Origin of the sequence: Chryseobacterium sp. JUb7, from assembly GCF_024806495.1 — a bacterium.
Classification (GTDB): domain Bacteria; phylum Bacteroidota; class Bacteroidia; order Flavobacteriales; family Weeksellaceae; genus Chryseobacterium.
The window spans coordinates 148,640-165,721 of sequence record NZ_JANUFF010000008.1 but is presented as its reverse complement, the minus strand read 5'-3'; the positions used below and the strand labels follow the sequence as shown (position 1 = coordinate 165,721).

Genomic DNA, 17,082 nt, shown 5'->3' with positions numbered 1-17,082 from the left:
TTCAATTACTTTCCGAGTGTTGTGAATTGCTTTCAAATTTTATTATCTTCGTGATAACACACAACGTCCGAAAGGCGACACTGGATTAACTGGCGGTTGTGAATTGCTTTCAAATTTTATTATCTTCGTGATAACACACAACACTTGAAACTAATAACAGACCATATCAAGAGTTGTGAATTGCTTTCAAATTTTATTATCTTCGTGATAACACACAACTTTAGTTATAGACATTGCTTTTTCTAATATGTTGTGAATTGCTTTCAAATTTTATTATCTTCGTGATAACACACAACTCTCAGGAAATGTATCAGGTGTAGCTATGCGTTGTGAATTGCTTTCAAATTTTATTATCTTCGTGATAACACACAACACGATCCTAAATTAAGATTGCGTGTTTTTAGTTGTGAATTGCTTTCAAATTTTATTATCTTCGTGATAACACACAACCTCAAAAAATAATCTACTGGTTTTCAGTAGATTATTTTTGTATTTAGAATTGAAAAATTAGAATAATTCAAGCTGCTGGAATGTGGGTGGAGGCTCTTCTCTATTTCTGGCAAAGAAAATTTCAATATCTCCAAACTGCTTGTCGGTAATACACATAATGGCTACTTTCCCGGCTTTGGGAAGCATAAATTTCACTCTTTTAATATGAACCTCAGCATTTTCACGACTTGGGCAATGTCTTACATACATGGAAAATTGAAACAGAGTAAATCCGTCATCAATCAAACTTTTGCGAAAACGATTGGCATCCTTCATGTTCGCCTTCGTTTCAGTCGGTAAATCATATAGTACTAAAACCCACATAATCCGGTATGCATTAAACCTTTCGGCATTCATATCAGTTCAGGATAAGAAATCAACCTTTTTTCACCGGTATAACATTTATACAGAGAAGTTACCGTTGTTTTTACGGCAACCAGTAACGGTCTCGTTTTATCATCAATTCTTACATCTCTAGTAGCTATCTGAAGGATATGTGCTTTAAATTCTTTAGTAAGTTCTTCAGAAACGGGATTTTCAGACAGCCACTGCATCACCAAAAGATCTACAAACGGTCGATAAGGCTCCATAAGGTCATCTGCCAGGCAGTAAGGATTGTATTTGTTTTTATGAAAAATACCGAGTACCGGGAGCAATCCCGTTTCTACAATTGCTCTTGCTACAATACTTCGAAGTACCGCATAACCGAAATTGAAAAACTGATTCGGTGAGTCTCCAAAACGTTGCCTGAGAAAATCTAAACTGATAAGATATTTCCAGTAATGCTGAGCCGCAATACCTTCCATATTGGTAATATCACCACTTTTTACATTATTTTGATAATCAATCATGGGTTCATAGTAATTCCCCAACCTCATCAATACATTTTTTTGATTTTCAATTTTGCATTCTATGGTCTGTTTCCAAAGTTGTTTTTTTAGAGGTTCACTTGCTTCCAGCTGATCTTTTATCCGGTCAGAATGCTCCGTATGCCCGTAAAGTGGCAACATGATTCCGTGTGGTAAATGTTGTGCATCACAGCTAATCATTACGACATTATTTCCCATCATTTTCTGAATAAGGTTATGTGAAATGGTAATCTGAAAATGATCTAACATCAGTAAGCCCAAATCTTCCACTGGAATACTTCCCTTTTCCGATTTGGTTTCCGGGCATAGGATTTTCATCTGCTCATCTTTTAGTTTGAGGTAAGCTGGATTGCCAATGTAGATGGAGCGGGTGATCATAAAAAGGGATTAACAATTTTCAATTTTTTGTCTACAACCATTCCGTCACACATATCTTCTGATAGCAAAACAGAACAGTTATTAAGTATTGAATCTGAAAGTATTAAAATATCACTTAACCCATAGTTATATCTTCGAACTAAAAAGTGAGCATAATTATGAATATCACTGTGTTGAACAAGTGGATAAACTAATTCCTCAAGCACTTTTAGAGTAAGTTTCATAATATCTTTTTTGTCCATTTTAAATTTTCTTTCAAGAACTTTTATAAATTCGAAAATAACTAATTGACTAGCAAATGGTTTTTGGAGCAATATCTCTATAGCTTTATCTTGCTTGTTTATATTACTATTATCATAAGCATATAAAAGTACATTTGCATCAATTGCTATTTTATCTGTATTCATCAAACATTTTTTTTACTTTTTCTTTTGTTAAAAAACTGATATTTCCTAACCTGTCACAATTTATTTTCAGGCATACATCTGCAATTTTAATTCTATCATCTGTCATAGTTACCTGTAATTTATTTTGACTTTCTAATTCTCCAATTTTTGTTTTCGAATCATACTGTTTTATTAAATAAGCAATATCTTGACGAACAAAATAACATTCAGTTCCAGAAGTTTTTTCAACTTTATAAATTCTACTGATTTGCTCTTTGTTCAAAATAGATAATGTAAAATTATTGTCTATACTCTCATCTGCTTCTGGTACATAAACTAAATCATTTGGAGATAAATCAAATAATAATTGGTTACCCTTTTCATTGTCTAATGGGACAGATGTTAATCCCTGCTTTTGCCTTTCAACCACTTCATTTAAAGGAATAGTCTCATAACTTCTCTTCCCATTTTTATCTTCATAAATTGCAAAAAACAAATTAGTTCCTTTTGCAGCTTCTACATATTTATCTTTTTTGTTTCCAGATTGACCCACCTGAAATTTACTCCCCAATTCAAAAACCCTAACTTTTGTTATTGGTTGGTGAGGTTTATTATCATTAAATTTCTCGATATTTTTATTCATATCTTCGATTCCTTCAGGAGAAAAAGCCAACTCAGGACTGCCTTTAAATTCCAAATAATTTCTAAGAATTTTCTGGATTCCCGTGTCAGTAATAGAATTTATTGACTTTAGATCGAAAGATGCATCAAGACTTTTTCTAGTTGCTGTCAGTATTTTTCCTTTCGGAACTTTTAGCCAAGGTAAATCTACTTTACCAGAAACAGTATCTTTGTGCATAGATTTTCTTATCGCCCAATTCATTCCGGTCTGCTCTACCCTTTCTTTTCTTTTCAATCCATCTCTCTCTACATATTTTTCATAGTAATTGGTAGCCTTATTAATAACACGAAGGTTTTGTTTAAAACTGACAATAATCTTCTCTAAACTATTTTTTGCATCTAATGTGAAATTATCCCAAGGTTTTAAAAATTGTTTTGGAACTTCTCTTTCAATTGTATCGCCAGAGTGTGAATGCTTATAGACTACCTTCTCAAACTTCATCAATTTCTTTTTCAAATCATACCGTTTCGTTTCTGACTTTGCAGATTGATTATTCAGTAAATTTATATGGTCTTTTGTTGCACAGGCAATCACAAGAGCATCTAAAGCATGATGGCGATGGTCTATTCTTTTTTTTGAAAATCCTTTTGAAAATTCAATAGGTACGGTAGGCAAAAATTTTTGATAGTTTTCATTCCAAGTAGTGAAATCTGTTGAACCGGTTAGTTGATTCATTCTTTCAAAACGTGGAAGTATTAAATCATTCCAAACATCATTCATTCCCCAATCCTGCTTAAGTTGTGTTGTTATTTTTCCGTTTCCGGGAACAATATTTTTAGAATTAATGCCTTCATCTGTTCCGTCTTCTACTCTCACTATATTAGAAAGTACTCCGGAAATATATTTACTTATATGTCTGGTATCATTCAACTGTCGCTCAATCATTTTTTCAGGAATTTCTTCCAAAAGGAGTTTATTTCTTTTGCCTCGATTATTAGCATACGTTTTTTTTATAAAATCTTCGTATTCATCTTGTTTTAAAACAGCTAAAGGTTTTTGATTTCCTCGTTCTATAATTGTTCCTCCGAATTTTTTAATAAATTCAAGACCAATATAATTGTCCTTCAATTTATTTACTGCGGATTCACAAATGATTTTATTACTGAAACTATCATCAAAGTAACGGCTTTGAGGGATAATATGTTCTATTTCATATTCTGGTGTAAATAATTTATTTAACGGAATAATTTGCCCCGTATAAGGTGACTTATATTTCTGTTCCAACCAAAGTTTATATCTTTTTAAGTCTGATGGAGAAGGCTGAGCTGTTTTGCTGATTTTAAGAATATCATCTTCAATTTCTATGTCAGATTTTAAAATTCCATCTTCGTAAATTTTCAAAATTTCCTGTTGCATTGGAGAATATGGACGAACATTCTCTACCGCAGCATCATTTATCATTTCAGCCAATAAAGCTTTGATACGCAAATTGGTATTTTCATTTTCAGAAATCTTGCGAGTAAGGTCTTCTCTTTCTTGGGCAGGAAGCTTCATTTCTCTTCCTAATTCAATATGAATTTCATTGAAAAAATCTTTAGCACCATTTCCATATTTAAGCCAAATATCTTTTACAACACGAAGTGTTTCTGTTATAACTTGCTCCACAATAGGATTACGTAAAGAATGTTGCTTAAAGCCTTTCAAAAACTCTTCCAGATCATCAGCAGAATTCCATTTACCAATCATGGATGCTTCTGAATGTCTACCATAAATAATATATTGAGCCAACCACAATTGCAGTCCTTGAAAATCATTTTCGGACGTGAAATGTATTGCTTTGTCTCTTACTTTGTCTTTGATATTTTCATCATATTCTCCGGTAATAATTTTTTGAATCCTTTCTTTTGAATCTTGAATGATATCTTTATAACTCCAATATCTTCCTATTCTCATCAAAGGCAGTATTTTTTTAATAGCTTTTTCAGAGAAAGAACCATATTCACTTTTGAACGGTGGGAATTTTTTGAAAGCTTCAAAAAAAGAGTTTTCATTCAGATTATTTTTATGGGCAAAAGATTTTAATGCTTTTTCATATTCAATTTTATCATTTACAGAATAGATAATATGCCAAATATTTTGCTCAACTTCTCTCGTCAGAAATTCATCAGAAATTCCTTCGACTTTATCTAATCTTGATGAAATCATTGTTTTGGTTTCGTTACAAGGATATTTTTTATCTTCAATGAAATTCCAGCGGAATTTTTCAGCTTCAGCATTTAAAAATTTTCCTTTAAAATCTTTTTGCTCTAAAAGAAATTTGATTAACTGCTTTTGCTCAACATCTTTTCTGTTATTTAAAAATTCAAACAGATTTTCGAAATCTTTCGTACTGCCTAAAAATTCTTTGGTAACGTTCTCATCACTATCTTTTTTATAGATATTAAGATTAAAAATCCATTGCCAAATCCTAAATTCCTGATAATAAGGATTTGATTTTGGAATCGCTTTTAAATATTGAATATGCTCTACCCCATTTTCATCCTTATATTTTCTAAATTCCAAAGTACAATTTGAAATAGAGGATTTCTGACTTCTCAACGGCCTTTGATAGAAAATTATATCATCCATAAAAAGATGAACAATATCTTTTTTGCTTAAGGTTAATTGATGCGCTTCATTATTTCGATACAGTTCACGAACACAATCAATATACAGATCATCATTCTGCAATTCAGAATGAAATTTTTTCTGTTTTTCTAAGATTTGCTTTAACTCCTCTTTATAAAACTTTCTTTCAATGGTACGAACCAGCTTTCCTTTGATTTTTTGTTTCGGATTTTGAAGAAGCGTTTCATAAATGTAAGCTCCTACCGTTTTATGAGATTTTTCAACTTCCTGCTCTGTTTTTTTCTTTACAAGAGTCCAATCATTCTCGCTTGGAGAACGGAAACTTCTTTTCTCATTTCCTTCCTTATCGATTTTAATACTTCCATCATCATTCAAATCAGTAGTTACAATAAAGTCTTTTATTTTATCTTTCCAATCAAATAAAGGCGTTTTGCTGGAACGTCTGTAGATCCAACCATTTTCTAAAATTAAAGAATACCAAATATCAGATTTTCCTTTTTGAAGCTCATCTGCCAAAACATTAACAATTTTTAATGAATAAAATTCCACTAATTTGTTTGGGTTCTCTTCTTCCTCTTCTCCACGCAATTGATAATAACCACGTTTTTGATTAAAATTCAAAATAAGCCAAGCCAACTCTTCTTTCTCTATTTTTTGAGTTAAAGCTTTTTTACGCAGATAATATATGGTCCAATCATAAGGAATTTTTTTATCATTTTCTAAAAGCTGAGGCTGATGATTCTTAAAATCGGAAATCATTTCTTGAAAAGGCTTTTTAAAAATAAATTCACCATTATGATAAACCAACTTTGGCTCTGTTTCAGTCTTAAACTTTCCAAATCTTTTTTCAAAATCTATTTGAGAAGCATAATGTTCTGGAAGAAAATTTAAAACATTTAAAATCCTGTGAAGTCTTTCTCTTCGTAATAAAAATCTTTCACGAAGCCTCCTTACACTTCTATAATCCGTTCTTGCAGCAGTCTGGGATACAGAATTTCCTTTTCCAAAATCACCCAGAATATCCTGAGACATTGGGATAATTCTACTTCCCATTCCTAGAATAACACCCTGCTTATTTTGAAAATCCTGCTGTATTAATGCCCAGCCAATAGAATTCGTTCCTAAATCTAATCCTAAAATATTTTTCATCATGATTATCCGTTTTTTGAAATTACTCTAAAAATAGAAAGAAAAAAATAATGTAAAATACGGTTTCCCTTATTTCGTATAAAAAAATAATTTCTATCTTTGAAAACGAAAGCAATTCACAATAAGGATTATTCCGTTGTGAAAACATTTGGGTCACCTCTTGTCCATAATCAGGAGGTTTTTTTATGTCCAAATGTTTCGTGAATTTTTTTTAAGCAGATAAAAATTAATGTACAAAACATTTAAGGCGGGGCAACTCATCTTTTTTTTATTTCAAAACACTATTTTAGCACTTCCAAAAAAATTCAATGAACACCATTAGCTATATCAAGCAAACCCTCCATATATCTGAAAAAAGCATTCAGGCAACGCTGGAATTACTTTCTGAAGACTGTACGATTCCTTTTATTTCCCGTTACCGAAAAGATAGAACCGGAAATTTGGATGAAATTCAGATCGAACAGATTTCAAAGCTTAACAAACAGTTTGAGGACATTGTAAAAAGAAAAGAATCTATTGTAAAATCTATAGAAGAGCAAAATTCTTTAACTCCCGAATTGAAACAGAGAATTGAAGAAAGCTTCGATATTCAGGAGCTTGAAGATTTATATCTACCTTTTAAAAAACGAAGAAAAACAAAAGCAGACACCGCAAAAGAAAAAGGATTGGAACCTTTGGCCAAAATCATCATGAGTCAGAAAGCTCAAGATATGCAGTTTTTGGCCTCAAAATATCTGAATGATCAGGTTCCCAGTGAAGAAGAGGCACTACAGGGAGCACGCGATATCATGGCAGAATGGGTCAACGAAAATATGTATGTCAGAAAAAATCTTCGCCGTTTGTTCCAGAGAAAAGCCGTCGTAACTTCAAAAGTGGTAAAAGCAAAAAAAGAGGAAGAAGCCGCTCAGAAATTCTCTCAGTATTTTGAATGGGAAGAAAGCCTGAACCGAACTCCATCCCACAGGCTTTTAGCGATGTTGAGAGCTGAAGCTGAAGGCTTTGTAAAAACAAGTATTGACATCAGCAAAGAAGAAGCCATCGACTTTATCGAAAATGCAATTATCAAATCAAATAATGAGTCGGCAGAACAGATTTCATTGGCTATAAAAGACAGCTACAAAAGATTATTGGAGCCTGCTATTTCAAACGAAACATTACAGGAAGCCAAAGAAAAAGCAGATAAAAAAGCAATAGAAATCTTTTCCGAGAATTTAAGCCAGCTGCTGCTTGCTCCACCTTTGGGTGAAAAGAGAATTCTGGCCATCGATCCCGGCTATAAAAGCGGTTGTAAAATTGTGTGTCTCGATGAAAAAGGAGATTTACTTCACAACGAAACCATTTATCCTCATGCGCCACAAAATGAATCGGGAATGGCCATGAAGAAAATCCGTTCTATGGTGAATGCATATAGCATAGAAGCTATTTCTATTGGAAACGGAACTGCGAGTCGTGAAACTGAGTTTTTTATTAAAAAAATTGCATTTGATAAGCCGTTACAGGTTTTTGTGGTTTCGGAAGCCGGAGCTTCGGTATATTCTGCAAGCAAAATTGCAAGAGATGAATTCCCAAGTTATGATGTAACTGTTCGTGGCGCCGTTTCCATCGGAAGAAGACTAGCTGATCCTCTGGCAGAATTGGTTAAAATTGATGCCAAATCAATCGGAGTCGGACAGTATCAGCATGATGTTGACCAGACACAGCTGAAAAACGAGCTGGATTCCACCGTGATGAAATGTGTAAATTCTGTGGGAATTAACCTGAACACAGCAAGCAAATCATTATTAAGCTATGTTTCCGGAATCGGAGAAAAGATGGCTGAAAACATTGTTAATTACCGTGCTGAAAACGGAGCTTTCGAAGACCGTAAACAGTTAAAAAAAGTTCCGAGACTTGGTGAAAAGGCTTTTCAGCAGGCTGCAGCATTTATCAGAATCACCAATAGCAAAAATCCATTGGACAATTCAGCAGTTCATCCTGAAGCCTATGGAATTATTGAAAAAATGGTTAAAGACCTGGGCATAAAAACCAATGAACTGATCGCCAATAAAGAAAAAATAGCTCAGATAGATCCCGAAAAATATATTACGGAAGATATTGGAATTTTAAGCATCAGAGATATTTTAAAAGAACTTGAAAAACCTGGCTTAGATCCCCGAAAGGCAGCAAAAGTTTTCGAATTTGATCCAAATGTAAAAAAGATCACCGACTTGAAAACAGGAATGATTTTACCGGGAATCGTGAATAATATTACAGCTTTCGGATGCTTTGTTGATTTAGGAATAAAAGAAAGCGGACTGGTGCACATTTCCCAGTTGAAAGATGGTTTTGTATCCGATGTCAATGAAGTGGTAAAATTACATCAGCATGTTCAGGTGAGAGTAACTGAGGTGGATGAAGCAAGAAAAAGAGTGCAGCTGAGTATGATTCTTTAAAAAAATTATCTTGAAAATATCAGAAATTAAAGAAAGAAAAATCATTCACAGACCGACTCTGGATTTTGACGAGTATGGAAAGAGAATCTATCATACTTACGAATACCATTTGCCGTATAACCCTGGTTTTAAAGATAGTGAAACCCAAAGATTATTTGCAAAATGGATTGACCTGGCTATATTTTCTTTAATTTTTCATTTTATCTTCAATCAGATTCTTATTTTCAGTATTCTTTTTTCTATTCCATGTGTTATCATTTCAGGAGCAATCACTGAGTTTTATTTTGGAACTACCCTGGGAAAGAAAGTATTTCGAATGAAAGTGATTGATGATGAAGGAAATTATCCGGGATTTTTGAAATCTTTATGGCGAAATTTTTTATGCCTTGCCAATTTTTTTCCTGTTTTTTCAGAATATAGGTATAAAACAATGGCTATGGGAACCCGCAACGGGACAAAAATGAATTTCAGCATGCATCTCAATAATAAAATCTGTGTTACTTATATTGTAAAAGAAAGCAAAATTGCTGAAATCAGAAATTTACTTGACATAGAGCAACCTAAAAATAACGAGCGGCTTATTGATTAAACCGCTCATTATTTTATTTAAAACCCTTTAGAATCTCTTCTAGATTGTTTCACTTCAGGCCATTTTGCCACTTCTCCTTTATCATTAGCCGGCATTGTTCTTCGTTCCCTGTTGGTAAATTCGGGATCTTCAGAAGCCATATAGGCTAAAGCCGCGGTAAGAATGACATTATTTTTAACCTCATCAAAAACGATTTTATCATACGTATCTTTTGTAGTATGCCACGTGTATCCGAAATACCCCCAGTTCAATGAACTTAAAGAGAATCCCGGAACTCCTGCTGCTACAAACGAAGCATGATCAGAACCACCGCCGCCAGGCATTCCCGGAAAATCTGTTTTAATTTGGTCTCTCACGTTTTTAGGAACAGCATTCAGCCACTTTCCGATGTAATCATAGGCATTAACAAATCCTTGTCCGCTGATATTGACTACACGTCCGGTTCCGTTATCCTGATTAAAAACAGCCTGTACTCCTTTAATGATTTCCGGATTATCTGCCACAAAACCTCTTGAACCGTTCAGTCCCTGTTCTTCACTTCCCCAAAGTCCAACAACAATTGTCCTTTTGTTATCCGGGTAATATTTTTTCAGGATTCTCATGGTCTCAAGCATCGTTAAAACCCCCGTTCCGTTGTCTGTAGCTCCCTGAGCTCCATCCCAGGAATCAAGATGGGCAGAAAGCACAACATATTCGTTTGGTTTTTCTTTCCCTCTGATCATTCCGATGGTGTTAAACGTTTTGGCATCAGGAAGAGCTTTTGACTGAGTTTCTACTTTAATTTTAGGTTTTGCTCCTTTCTCAGCCATCCTGTACAACATTCCGTAATCTTCAACATCGATATCAATCATCGGAATTTTGCTTGTTTTGGCCCCGAAAATTCTGTTCGCTCCCATAATACCCGTCCAGTTTGAAATTGCCACTCCAGCAGCTCCTGCTTTTTCCAGTGCTTCAGGGAGACTTGTATTATCGTACCCTATATTTTTGACATAATTCTGGAAATCTTTTGTCGCCTGCTCTTTTTCTTTTTTAAGTTTCTCATAAAGTTCAGGTGTTGCAAATTCTTTGATCTGCTCATCCGAACGACCGATTTTCTGATATTGAGCAATCAGAACAATTTTACCTTTCGCAGAGGGCAGCCATTGATCAAACTCAGCCTTGGAAGATACTTTCGGAAGAATTACCACTTCTGCCTCGACTGCTTTTTTAGTCGCCGGGCTCCATGCCAGTTGTGTTGCTGACAAAGATTTCACTCTCGGATACGTCATATCTACATGTGTGATTCCCCGCTGCCAGCCTTTCCATGTTCCAAACTGCTGTAAGTTGGCTTCTATCCCCCAAGAACGCAGTTTACCGGCTGTCCATTCGTTGGCAGCCAACATTTCCGGAGTTCCTACTAAACGTGGACCTACTCCATCTAGAAGTTCATAGGCCATATCCTCTAACTGAGAATTGGTATTAACTTCATTTACAAAACTTTGTATAATTGGATTTTGCTGATTTTGGGAGTTCGAAGTTCCCTGAGCTAAAGAAAATTGCGTTGCCAGCACTACTGCAGGCATTGCAAAAAATCTATTTATCTTCATAACGTATATTGATTGGCTTAAAGATAATAGAATTTAAAGGAAAATTAAAAGGAATGAAAGAGAAAAATTATCAGAAATAAAAGCTCCCCAAATAAATTTTAATAAAAAAACCGGCTACAAGTAACCGGTTTAAAATACATTATTTTTTAGATTCTTCAACAGAAACTTTTCTGAATTCTTTGAACAACTTGCTCAATTCCAAAGCTGATTTACGAGCTCTAGTTCCAGCAGCTTTATTTCCTTTTTCTGCTTGTTGGTTTGCCTCAGTTGCGAATGCTTCAAATTCCGCGTTGATTTTTTCAATTAGTTCTTTCATTATTTTTAAAATTTAGGCTGCAAATATAGGTTTTATGGTGATTCCAGCCAACTTTGATGTAAAAACTTTACTATAATTATTGAAATTTATAAGCTTATTTTCATTTCCTTATCAATTTTGGGACAAAAAAGTGATTTTTGGCTTTCAAGAAATGATAAAAAACCTACCACAGCTCTTGTTTGTACGCTACTTTTAATTAAATTTGATCATCACTAATAGCTCACCAATATATTAAATGTTCAAAAAATTTCTTTTTATCTTTATACTGCTGCCCTTTTATTCATTTTCTCAGAATAAAATTAATTATAAAGTTTTCTATGACAAAAATCTTGAGGAAAATGGTTTAAAAATACAAGTGGAATACACAGTTCCTGATTCTGCAAAAACCGCTTATTTTCATTACAGCAACAGCAATTGGGGTGAAGAAAATCTTTTTAAAAGCCTCATTATAAAACAGGAAGACAATCCGCAAAATACTTTCGAAACCCATCCTGAAAAAGATGAAATCAAAATCCGTCCGCAAAAAGGCGGTAAAATCTCATTTATATATCACATAAAGCAGGATTTTTCAGAACCTAGCCATCATGTTTTTAACCGTCCGAGGGTAAAAAATAATTTCTTCCATGTTTTGGGTAAAAACTTATTTATTGTACCTAAAAGCTTCACAGAAATGCCGGAAAATGAAACTATCGATATCTCTATTGAATGGGTCAATTTTCCTGAAAAATTTAAAGTTCATAATACTTTTGGAACTCAGATAAAAAAACAGAGGATAAAGACAAGTCTCTGGCAAGGCTTTTATCATTCCCTTTTTGTAGGTGGAGATTATAGAATTTATGGCTTCAGATTTCATGAAAAGCAAATATATTTCGCCATCAGAGATCAATGGCACAATGGCTTTACAGATGATTTTCTGTTTTCAAATCTGAAAAAAGCAATACAGTCTCAGAGGGATTTCTGGAAAGATTATAGTCAGGATTATTTTACAGTAATCATGACTCCCACTGTTTCACAAGATGACGAGCTGTTTAAAGGATACAGCACAAAAGGTTCCGCCATTCAGAATGCGTTTATGATTCATGGAACCAATAATCTGTTTAACAATAAAAACTCTTATCTATACCTTTTGCATCATGAGCTGATGCATGATTGGATCGGTAATAAAATCCAGAATAAAAATGAAGAACTGAATTACTGGTTCAGCGAAGGCTTTACCGACTATTATACCTATAAAAACAGATTGCGAATTAAAGACATTTCCTTTGATGAATGGGTTTCTCTATTCAACACTGAAATTCTTGCCGGTCACTGGAAAAATCCATCGAGAAATATTCCCAATTATAAAATCAAAGATGATTTCTGGAAAAACAGAAATATTGAAAAAATTCCCTACCGGCTCGGGGCTATTTTTGCTTTCTGGCTGGATAACCAGATTATGATAAAGAGCAATTATACCAAATCTCTGGATAATCTAATGCGTGAACTTTTGGTATACTGTACCAAAAATAAGATAAAATTTTCTGATGAAATATTTCTGGATTTGGTTGCTAAATACCTGAATCAGGATATTAGTTACTTTTTTCAAAAACACATCATCAGCGGCGAAGATATAGAACTCGTGAGTGAAAAATGGATTGATTGTTTTATGTTCAAAATAATTGATAACATTCCTCAGTTAGAATTAAAAGAGAATAGTGAGGTAAAATATCCTATAAATAACTGATTAGTTGAAATCTAAGAAGTAAATATTTATTCTCCCAACAACATTTTGGCTTTAATACCCGCTTTTTCGATCAACATCAGACTTTCCTGAGTAATGTGATCTGCAAAAACAATTCTGAAATTCCGGTGATATACTTCTGTCGTGGAAAATGTACTTCCGGGAGTGAATAAAATTCTATTTTTTTCACAATAATCGTAAAATGTTGTCATATCAATTCCTTTAGGTAACTCACCCCAAATGCTATATCCGCCTTCAGGTTTGTGAAAATAAGAATCCTTCGGAAAGTAAATTCTTAACGCATCTAATACCGAAATAGCCTGCTGCTGAAGCTTTTTGCGAAAAACATAAAGATGACGGTCATAGCTGTTTCTCTGAAGAAGTTTTACCATCAGTTCCTGATATATTGGGGAGACCGATCTTCCCAAATTAAATTTTATTTTTTCGGCCCTGGCATAAAATCTACCGGCATCCAAAAATCCAAGACGAATTCCCGGAGCCAGCGTTTTTGAATAGGATGAAAAAGTCATTACCCAACCATTCACATCAAATTTTTTAATACAGGCAGGTCTTTGATCTGAGAAATATAAATCACCATAAATATCATTTTCAATAACAGGAATTTCAAATGTTTCAGAAACCTCCAGTAACTTTTTTTTCTGATGATCTTTCATGCAAATGCCTGTAGGATTATGAAAATTAGGAGTCAGTACTACCGCCCGGATATTGTTTTCCATACAGACCTTTTCAAAATAATTTACATCAAATCCCTCGTGATAAGAAACCGGAATTTCAATGATTTTCAGTTTAAGACCGGCAATCACTTCAAGTACAGAAAAAACACATGGACTTTCTACCGCGATCACATCCCCTTCCTCGGTTACCGAACGTAAGGCAATAAATAATGCCTGCAAAGCTCCGTCAGTAATGATTAACTCTTCAGAATTAGTGACACATCCATGCTTTACCAACCGCTTAGAGATCAGTTCTCGTAATTCCGGAGAACCATTCGAAGGATAGTAACGGAGAAGTGCAGCTCCTTTTTCCCTTATCACTTCCTGCATGGTACGAAGAATGAGTTTTTGGGGAATCAGCAGATCCCCGGGAACCGCAGTATTAAAGGCACTGGACTCAAAAGGTTTATTTCTTGCGGAAGTCAGTGAAATATTTCTGCTGAATTCAATATCTCTTGAAACCGGTAATAATTTAGTAGGAATCACCGGAATCATTTCCTCCTGATCGTCTGAAACAAAATATCCTGAACGAGGCTGACTTTTTATCAATCCTTTTATCATCAGATACTCATAACCGCTCTGCACCGAGCTACCACTTAATCCATATTTATTTTTAATCTCCCGAACCGAAGGCAGGCGATCTCCTTTACGAAGAATCCCTTTGCCGATTTGCTGTTCGATGACTGAAGTGAAAATTTCATATTTGTAGAATCCCATAATCTTACATCAACTGTACTCTGTAAATTTACAAAATAAACATCTGTACCGATTGCATTTTATGAAACTGTATCGAAACGGGTCGGAATAATTAAAATACATTTGATAAAAAATTCATGGAAATAGTTTCAAAATTCGTCGTAGGCTCAGATGAGGGAGTTGCTGATTTTTTTGCAGTAGAAAAACCTTCATTTCTTAACTTATATAAAGAATTCGTATCTGAAAAAGATATGCAGTGTTATATTGATGAGCATTTTGATGTAAGGGAAAAAATCAATGAGCTTAATAATCTTTCCAATCAGCTGATCATTACTTACCAAGACAACACTCCTGTTGGCTATGGTTTATTAAAAGGAGGCTCGCGACATCCTAAGTTCTCAGAGGAAAAGAGAACAACAGAAATGGTTTTTGCCATCCTTCCTCAATATCATTTTCCGGAAATACAACAGTCACTTTGGAATAAATGCTTTTCAGCGGCAAAACTTACAGATGTGATCTGGACGAACGTATTAAAGCATGATCCTTTACTTCATTTTCTGAAAAAAATGGGCTTTAATGATGTTGAAGATTCTCATACAAATCCTTTCTCGCTACCCTCTTCCACTTTAGTTTTAGAACTTAAAAAGTAAAGTATACTGCTCTGATTAAAATAAAAAAATAAACTCCTGAGAATTTCAGGAGTTTAAAGTTTGAAAATATATCTAAGTGAAAAGTGTGTTGCCTGGTTTTATTCAAACTTTATGCCGTGAATAGAAATTTTTCCTTTATCTGTAGTATTTTTAAGCAATTTTACGTTAACCCACTGAGTCTCTGTCAGTTTTTTTACACTAGAAATTTATTTACTGAAAATTTTCCTAAAATAACCTTAAAAATATTTATAAACGTGGTACATAGATGCAAAACAATTAAAAAATAGCTGTTTTTTTCGAAATTTGTGAGTATTTTTGAAACAATAAGAATTACAAATCCAATTACTTATTTTCAAAATTTATGATCTTAATTGTTGATGATAACCAAAATAATCTTTACTCCCTAAAAAAATTATTGGAATCTAAAGATTTTCAGGTTGATATAGCCAGCTCCGGTGAAGAAGCATTGGGAAAAGCATTGAAAAATAATTATGCTTTAATCATTCTGGATGTGCAAATGCCCGATATGGATGGCTTTGAAGTAGCGGAAACACTGGCTGATTATAGTAAAACAAAGGAAATTCCGATTATTTTTTTATCTGCCGTAAGTACCGAAAAAAAGTTCATAACACGAGGATATGCCTCAGGGGGAAAGGACTATGTTACCAAGCCTATTGATCCTGAAATTCTTCTGCTTAAAGTAAAAACCTTCTATAATCTTCAGGAGCAAAGTCTTGCAATGAAGAAAACGCAGCAAAGTCTTGAACTGGAAGTCAAAGGAAGAAGAGAGTCTCAGGTTACGATGAAATCTCAGATTGATCATTTTCATCTGATGCTTGAGTCTCTGCCACAGATTGCTTTTACGCTGAATGAAGAAGGAGAGGTAGATTTTGTGAATGCCAAATGGCATGAATATTCCAATTCTGAACAGGAGTTTCCGGAAACACATCCGGATGATTTTTGTATTAAAGAGGAGCTTGAACGTTGCAAAAAGAAGGGTAAAGCCCTCGAACTGGAAATCAGAATTAAGAATGTAAAAACCGGAGATTTCCGGTACCATCTGCTGCGTGTCACTCCTGTATATGATGAAAACATCGTTAAAAACTGGGTGGGAAGCTTTACTGATATTGATGATCAGAAGAAAGTTGAAAAAGAAAAGGATGAGTTCCTGAGTATTGCCAGTCATGAGCTTAAAACGCCTTTAACAAGTATTAAAGCTTATGTTCAATTACTGGACCGCAAGCTGAAGCTTGAAAAAGAAAGTGCAGAAGCCGGTTTTATGGTGAAAGTTCAGGACCAGATTGAAAAACTGAACAGTCTGATTACCGATTTACTGGATGTTTCCAAAATTGAAAACGGAAAACTTAAAATCAATAAGAAACCCACCAACCTGGAAAGCGTTATTCATAACTCGATAGAAACGATATTGCAGACGCATGAAACCCGCCAGATAAAAATTGAGCGTCACGGTATCAAACCGGATGTTTTAATTCCTTTAGATGAAATTCGTATTGAGCAGGTTTTAATCAATTTCTTAACCAATGCCATTAAATATTCTCCTCAAAATAATCAGGTTATCGTTACCACTTTTGTTGATGAAGAAGAACAGGAAGTAAAAGTGAATGTTACCGACTTCGGAATTGGAATTCCCGACTTTAAACAGGATGCTGTTTTTCATAAATTTTACCGTGTAGAAGAATCTTCACTTCAGTTTCAGGGAATGGGAATCGGATTATTCATATGCTCCGAAATTATTAAGCAGCACCACGGAAATATCGGTGTATCGAGTAAAGTAGATGAAGGATCTACATTTTATTTCACCTTACCTTTAAATTAAT

The 17,082-nt window shown here is 34.2% G+C and carries 12 protein-coding genes and 1 CRISPR repeat array (1 of these 13 running past the window's edge); of the genes, 5 read left to right on the top strand and 7 right to left on the bottom strand.

Translation table 11 applies throughout. The annotated features are described in order from the left end of the window. Positions 1-450: direct repeats of the CRISPR family, unit length 47 nt; unit sequence GTTGTGAATTGCTTTCAAATTTTATTATCTTCGTGATAACACACAAC; it reaches 2,446 nt to the left of the window's first position. A 57-nt stretch (positions 451-507) separates the two neighbouring features. From cas2 to cas9, 4 genes are read right to left on the bottom strand one after another with little or no spacing between them, the layout of a single operon-like run. Next, positions 508-846 carry a CRISPR-associated endonuclease Cas2 gene (gene cas2 / locus M2373_RS15395; protein WP_259111935.1) on the bottom strand — a complete coding sequence of 113 codons (339 nt, stop codon included), beginning with the start codon at positions 844-846 and terminating at the stop codon, positions 508-510. After that, the gene (gene cas1 / locus M2373_RS15390; RefSeq protein ID WP_259111934.1) at positions 843-1,736 is read right to left on the bottom strand and encodes a type II CRISPR-associated endonuclease Cas1; all 894 of its coding nucleotides are present in this window, start codon (positions 1,734-1,736) and stop codon (positions 843-845) included. The genes cas2 and cas1 overlap by 4 nt, the downstream gene beginning before the upstream one ends. Further along, positions 1,733-2,143 (bottom strand): PIN domain-containing protein, encoded by a 411-nt coding sequence (locus tag M2373_RS15385; RefSeq protein WP_259111933.1) that lies wholly within the window; start codon positions 2,141-2,143, stop codon positions 1,733-1,735. Before M2373_RS15385 ends, cas1 begins: the two co-directional genes overlap by 4 nt. Beyond that, entirely contained in the window at positions 2,130-6,521 is a 4,392-nt protein-coding gene (gene cas9, locus M2373_RS15380; RefSeq protein ID WP_259111966.1) for a type II CRISPR RNA-guided endonuclease Cas9, read from the bottom strand. The genes M2373_RS15385 and cas9 overlap by 14 nt, the downstream gene beginning before the upstream one ends. Before the next feature lie 308 nt (positions 6,522-6,829). On the opposite strand from cas9, the gene M2373_RS15375 reads away from it, so the two are divergent. Continuing rightward, complete coding sequence (locus tag M2373_RS15375; protein ID WP_259111932.1) at positions 6,830-8,953, top strand: Tex family protein; 2,124 nt, start codon at positions 6,830-6,832, stop codon at positions 8,951-8,953. 10 nt (positions 8,954-8,963) lie between these two features. Continuing rightward, positions 8,964-9,542 carry an RDD family protein gene (locus M2373_RS15370; protein ID WP_259111931.1) on the top strand — a complete coding sequence of 193 codons (579 nt, stop codon included), beginning with the start codon at positions 8,964-8,966 and terminating at the stop codon, positions 9,540-9,542. A gap of 17 nt (positions 9,543-9,559) precedes the next feature. Here M2373_RS15370 and M2373_RS15365 read toward each other — a convergent pair whose 3' ends face one another. Next, complete coding sequence (locus M2373_RS15365) at positions 9,560-11,128, bottom strand: M20/M25/M40 family metallo-hydrolase (protein ID WP_259111930.1); 1,569 nt, start codon at positions 11,126-11,128, stop codon at positions 9,560-9,562. Positions 11,129-11,267: 139 nt separating this feature from the next. After that, entirely contained in the window at positions 11,268-11,444 is a 177-nt protein-coding gene (locus M2373_RS15360) for a histone H1 (protein WP_042720556.1), read from the bottom strand. A 235-nt stretch (positions 11,445-11,679) separates the two neighbouring features. Here M2373_RS15360 and M2373_RS15355 point away from each other — a divergent pair, with 235 nt between their 5' ends. Further along, positions 11,680-13,167 carry a M1 family aminopeptidase gene (locus tag M2373_RS15355; protein ID WP_259111929.1) on the top strand — a complete coding sequence of 496 codons (1,488 nt, stop codon included), beginning with the start codon at positions 11,680-11,682 and terminating at the stop codon, positions 13,165-13,167. 26 nt (positions 13,168-13,193) lie between these two features. On the opposite strand, the gene M2373_RS15350 is transcribed toward M2373_RS15355, so the two are convergent. Next, positions 13,194-14,615 (bottom strand): PLP-dependent aminotransferase family protein, encoded by a 1,422-nt coding sequence (locus tag M2373_RS15350; protein WP_259111928.1) that lies wholly within the window; start codon positions 14,613-14,615, stop codon positions 13,194-13,196. 116 nt (positions 14,616-14,731) lie between these two features. Here M2373_RS15350 and M2373_RS15345 point away from each other — a divergent pair, with 116 nt between their 5' ends. Together M2373_RS15345 and M2373_RS15340 are read left to right on the top strand one after the other, a co-directional pair. Further along, positions 14,732-15,244 (top strand): hypothetical protein, encoded by a 513-nt coding sequence (locus M2373_RS15345; protein ID WP_259111927.1) that lies wholly within the window; start codon positions 14,732-14,734, stop codon positions 15,242-15,244. Positions 15,245-15,605: 361 nt separating this feature from the next. After that, positions 15,606-17,081 carry a response regulator gene (locus M2373_RS15340; RefSeq protein ID WP_259111926.1) on the top strand — a complete coding sequence of 492 codons (1,476 nt, stop codon included), beginning with the start codon at positions 15,606-15,608 and terminating at the stop codon, positions 17,079-17,081. The last annotated feature ends 1 nt before the right edge of the window (position 17,082 follow it).

Excerpts from the sequence above, each read along its gene's own strand:
- cas1 (WP_259111934.1), bottom strand. The coding sequence starts at position 1,736 with ATGATCACCCGCTCCATCTACATTGGCAATCCAGCTTACCTCAAACTA.
- M2373_RS15345 (WP_259111927.1), top strand. The coding sequence starts at position 14,732 with ATGGAAATAGTTTCAAAATTCGTCGTAGGCTCAGATGAGGGAGTTGCT.
- M2373_RS15340 (WP_259111926.1), top strand. The coding sequence starts at position 15,606 with ATGATCTTAATTGTTGATGATAACCAAAATAATCTTTACTCCCTAAAA.
- M2373_RS15350 (WP_259111928.1), bottom strand. The coding sequence starts at position 14,615 with ATGGGATTCTACAAATATGAAATTTTCACTTCAGTCATCGAACAGCAA.
- cas2 (WP_259111935.1), bottom strand. The coding sequence starts at position 846 with ATGAATGCCGAAAGGTTTAATGCATACCGGATTATGTGGGTTTTAGTA.
- M2373_RS15360 (WP_042720556.1), bottom strand. The coding sequence starts at position 11,444 with ATGAAAGAACTAATTGAAAAAATCAACGCGGAATTTGAAGCATTCGCA.
- M2373_RS15385 (WP_259111933.1), bottom strand. The coding sequence starts at position 2,143 with ATGAATACAGATAAAATAGCAATTGATGCAAATGTACTTTTATATGCT.
- M2373_RS15355 (WP_259111929.1), top strand. The coding sequence starts at position 11,680 with ATGTTCAAAAAATTTCTTTTTATCTTTATACTGCTGCCCTTTTATTCA.
- M2373_RS15375 (WP_259111932.1), top strand. The coding sequence starts at position 6,830 with ATGAACACCATTAGCTATATCAAGCAAACCCTCCATATATCTGAAAAA.
- M2373_RS15365 (WP_259111930.1), bottom strand. The coding sequence starts at position 11,128 with ATGAAGATAAATAGATTTTTTGCAATGCCTGCAGTAGTGCTGGCAACG.
- cas9 (WP_259111966.1), bottom strand. The coding sequence starts at position 6,521 with ATGAAAAATATTTTAGGATTAGATTTAGGAACGAATTCTATTGGCTGG.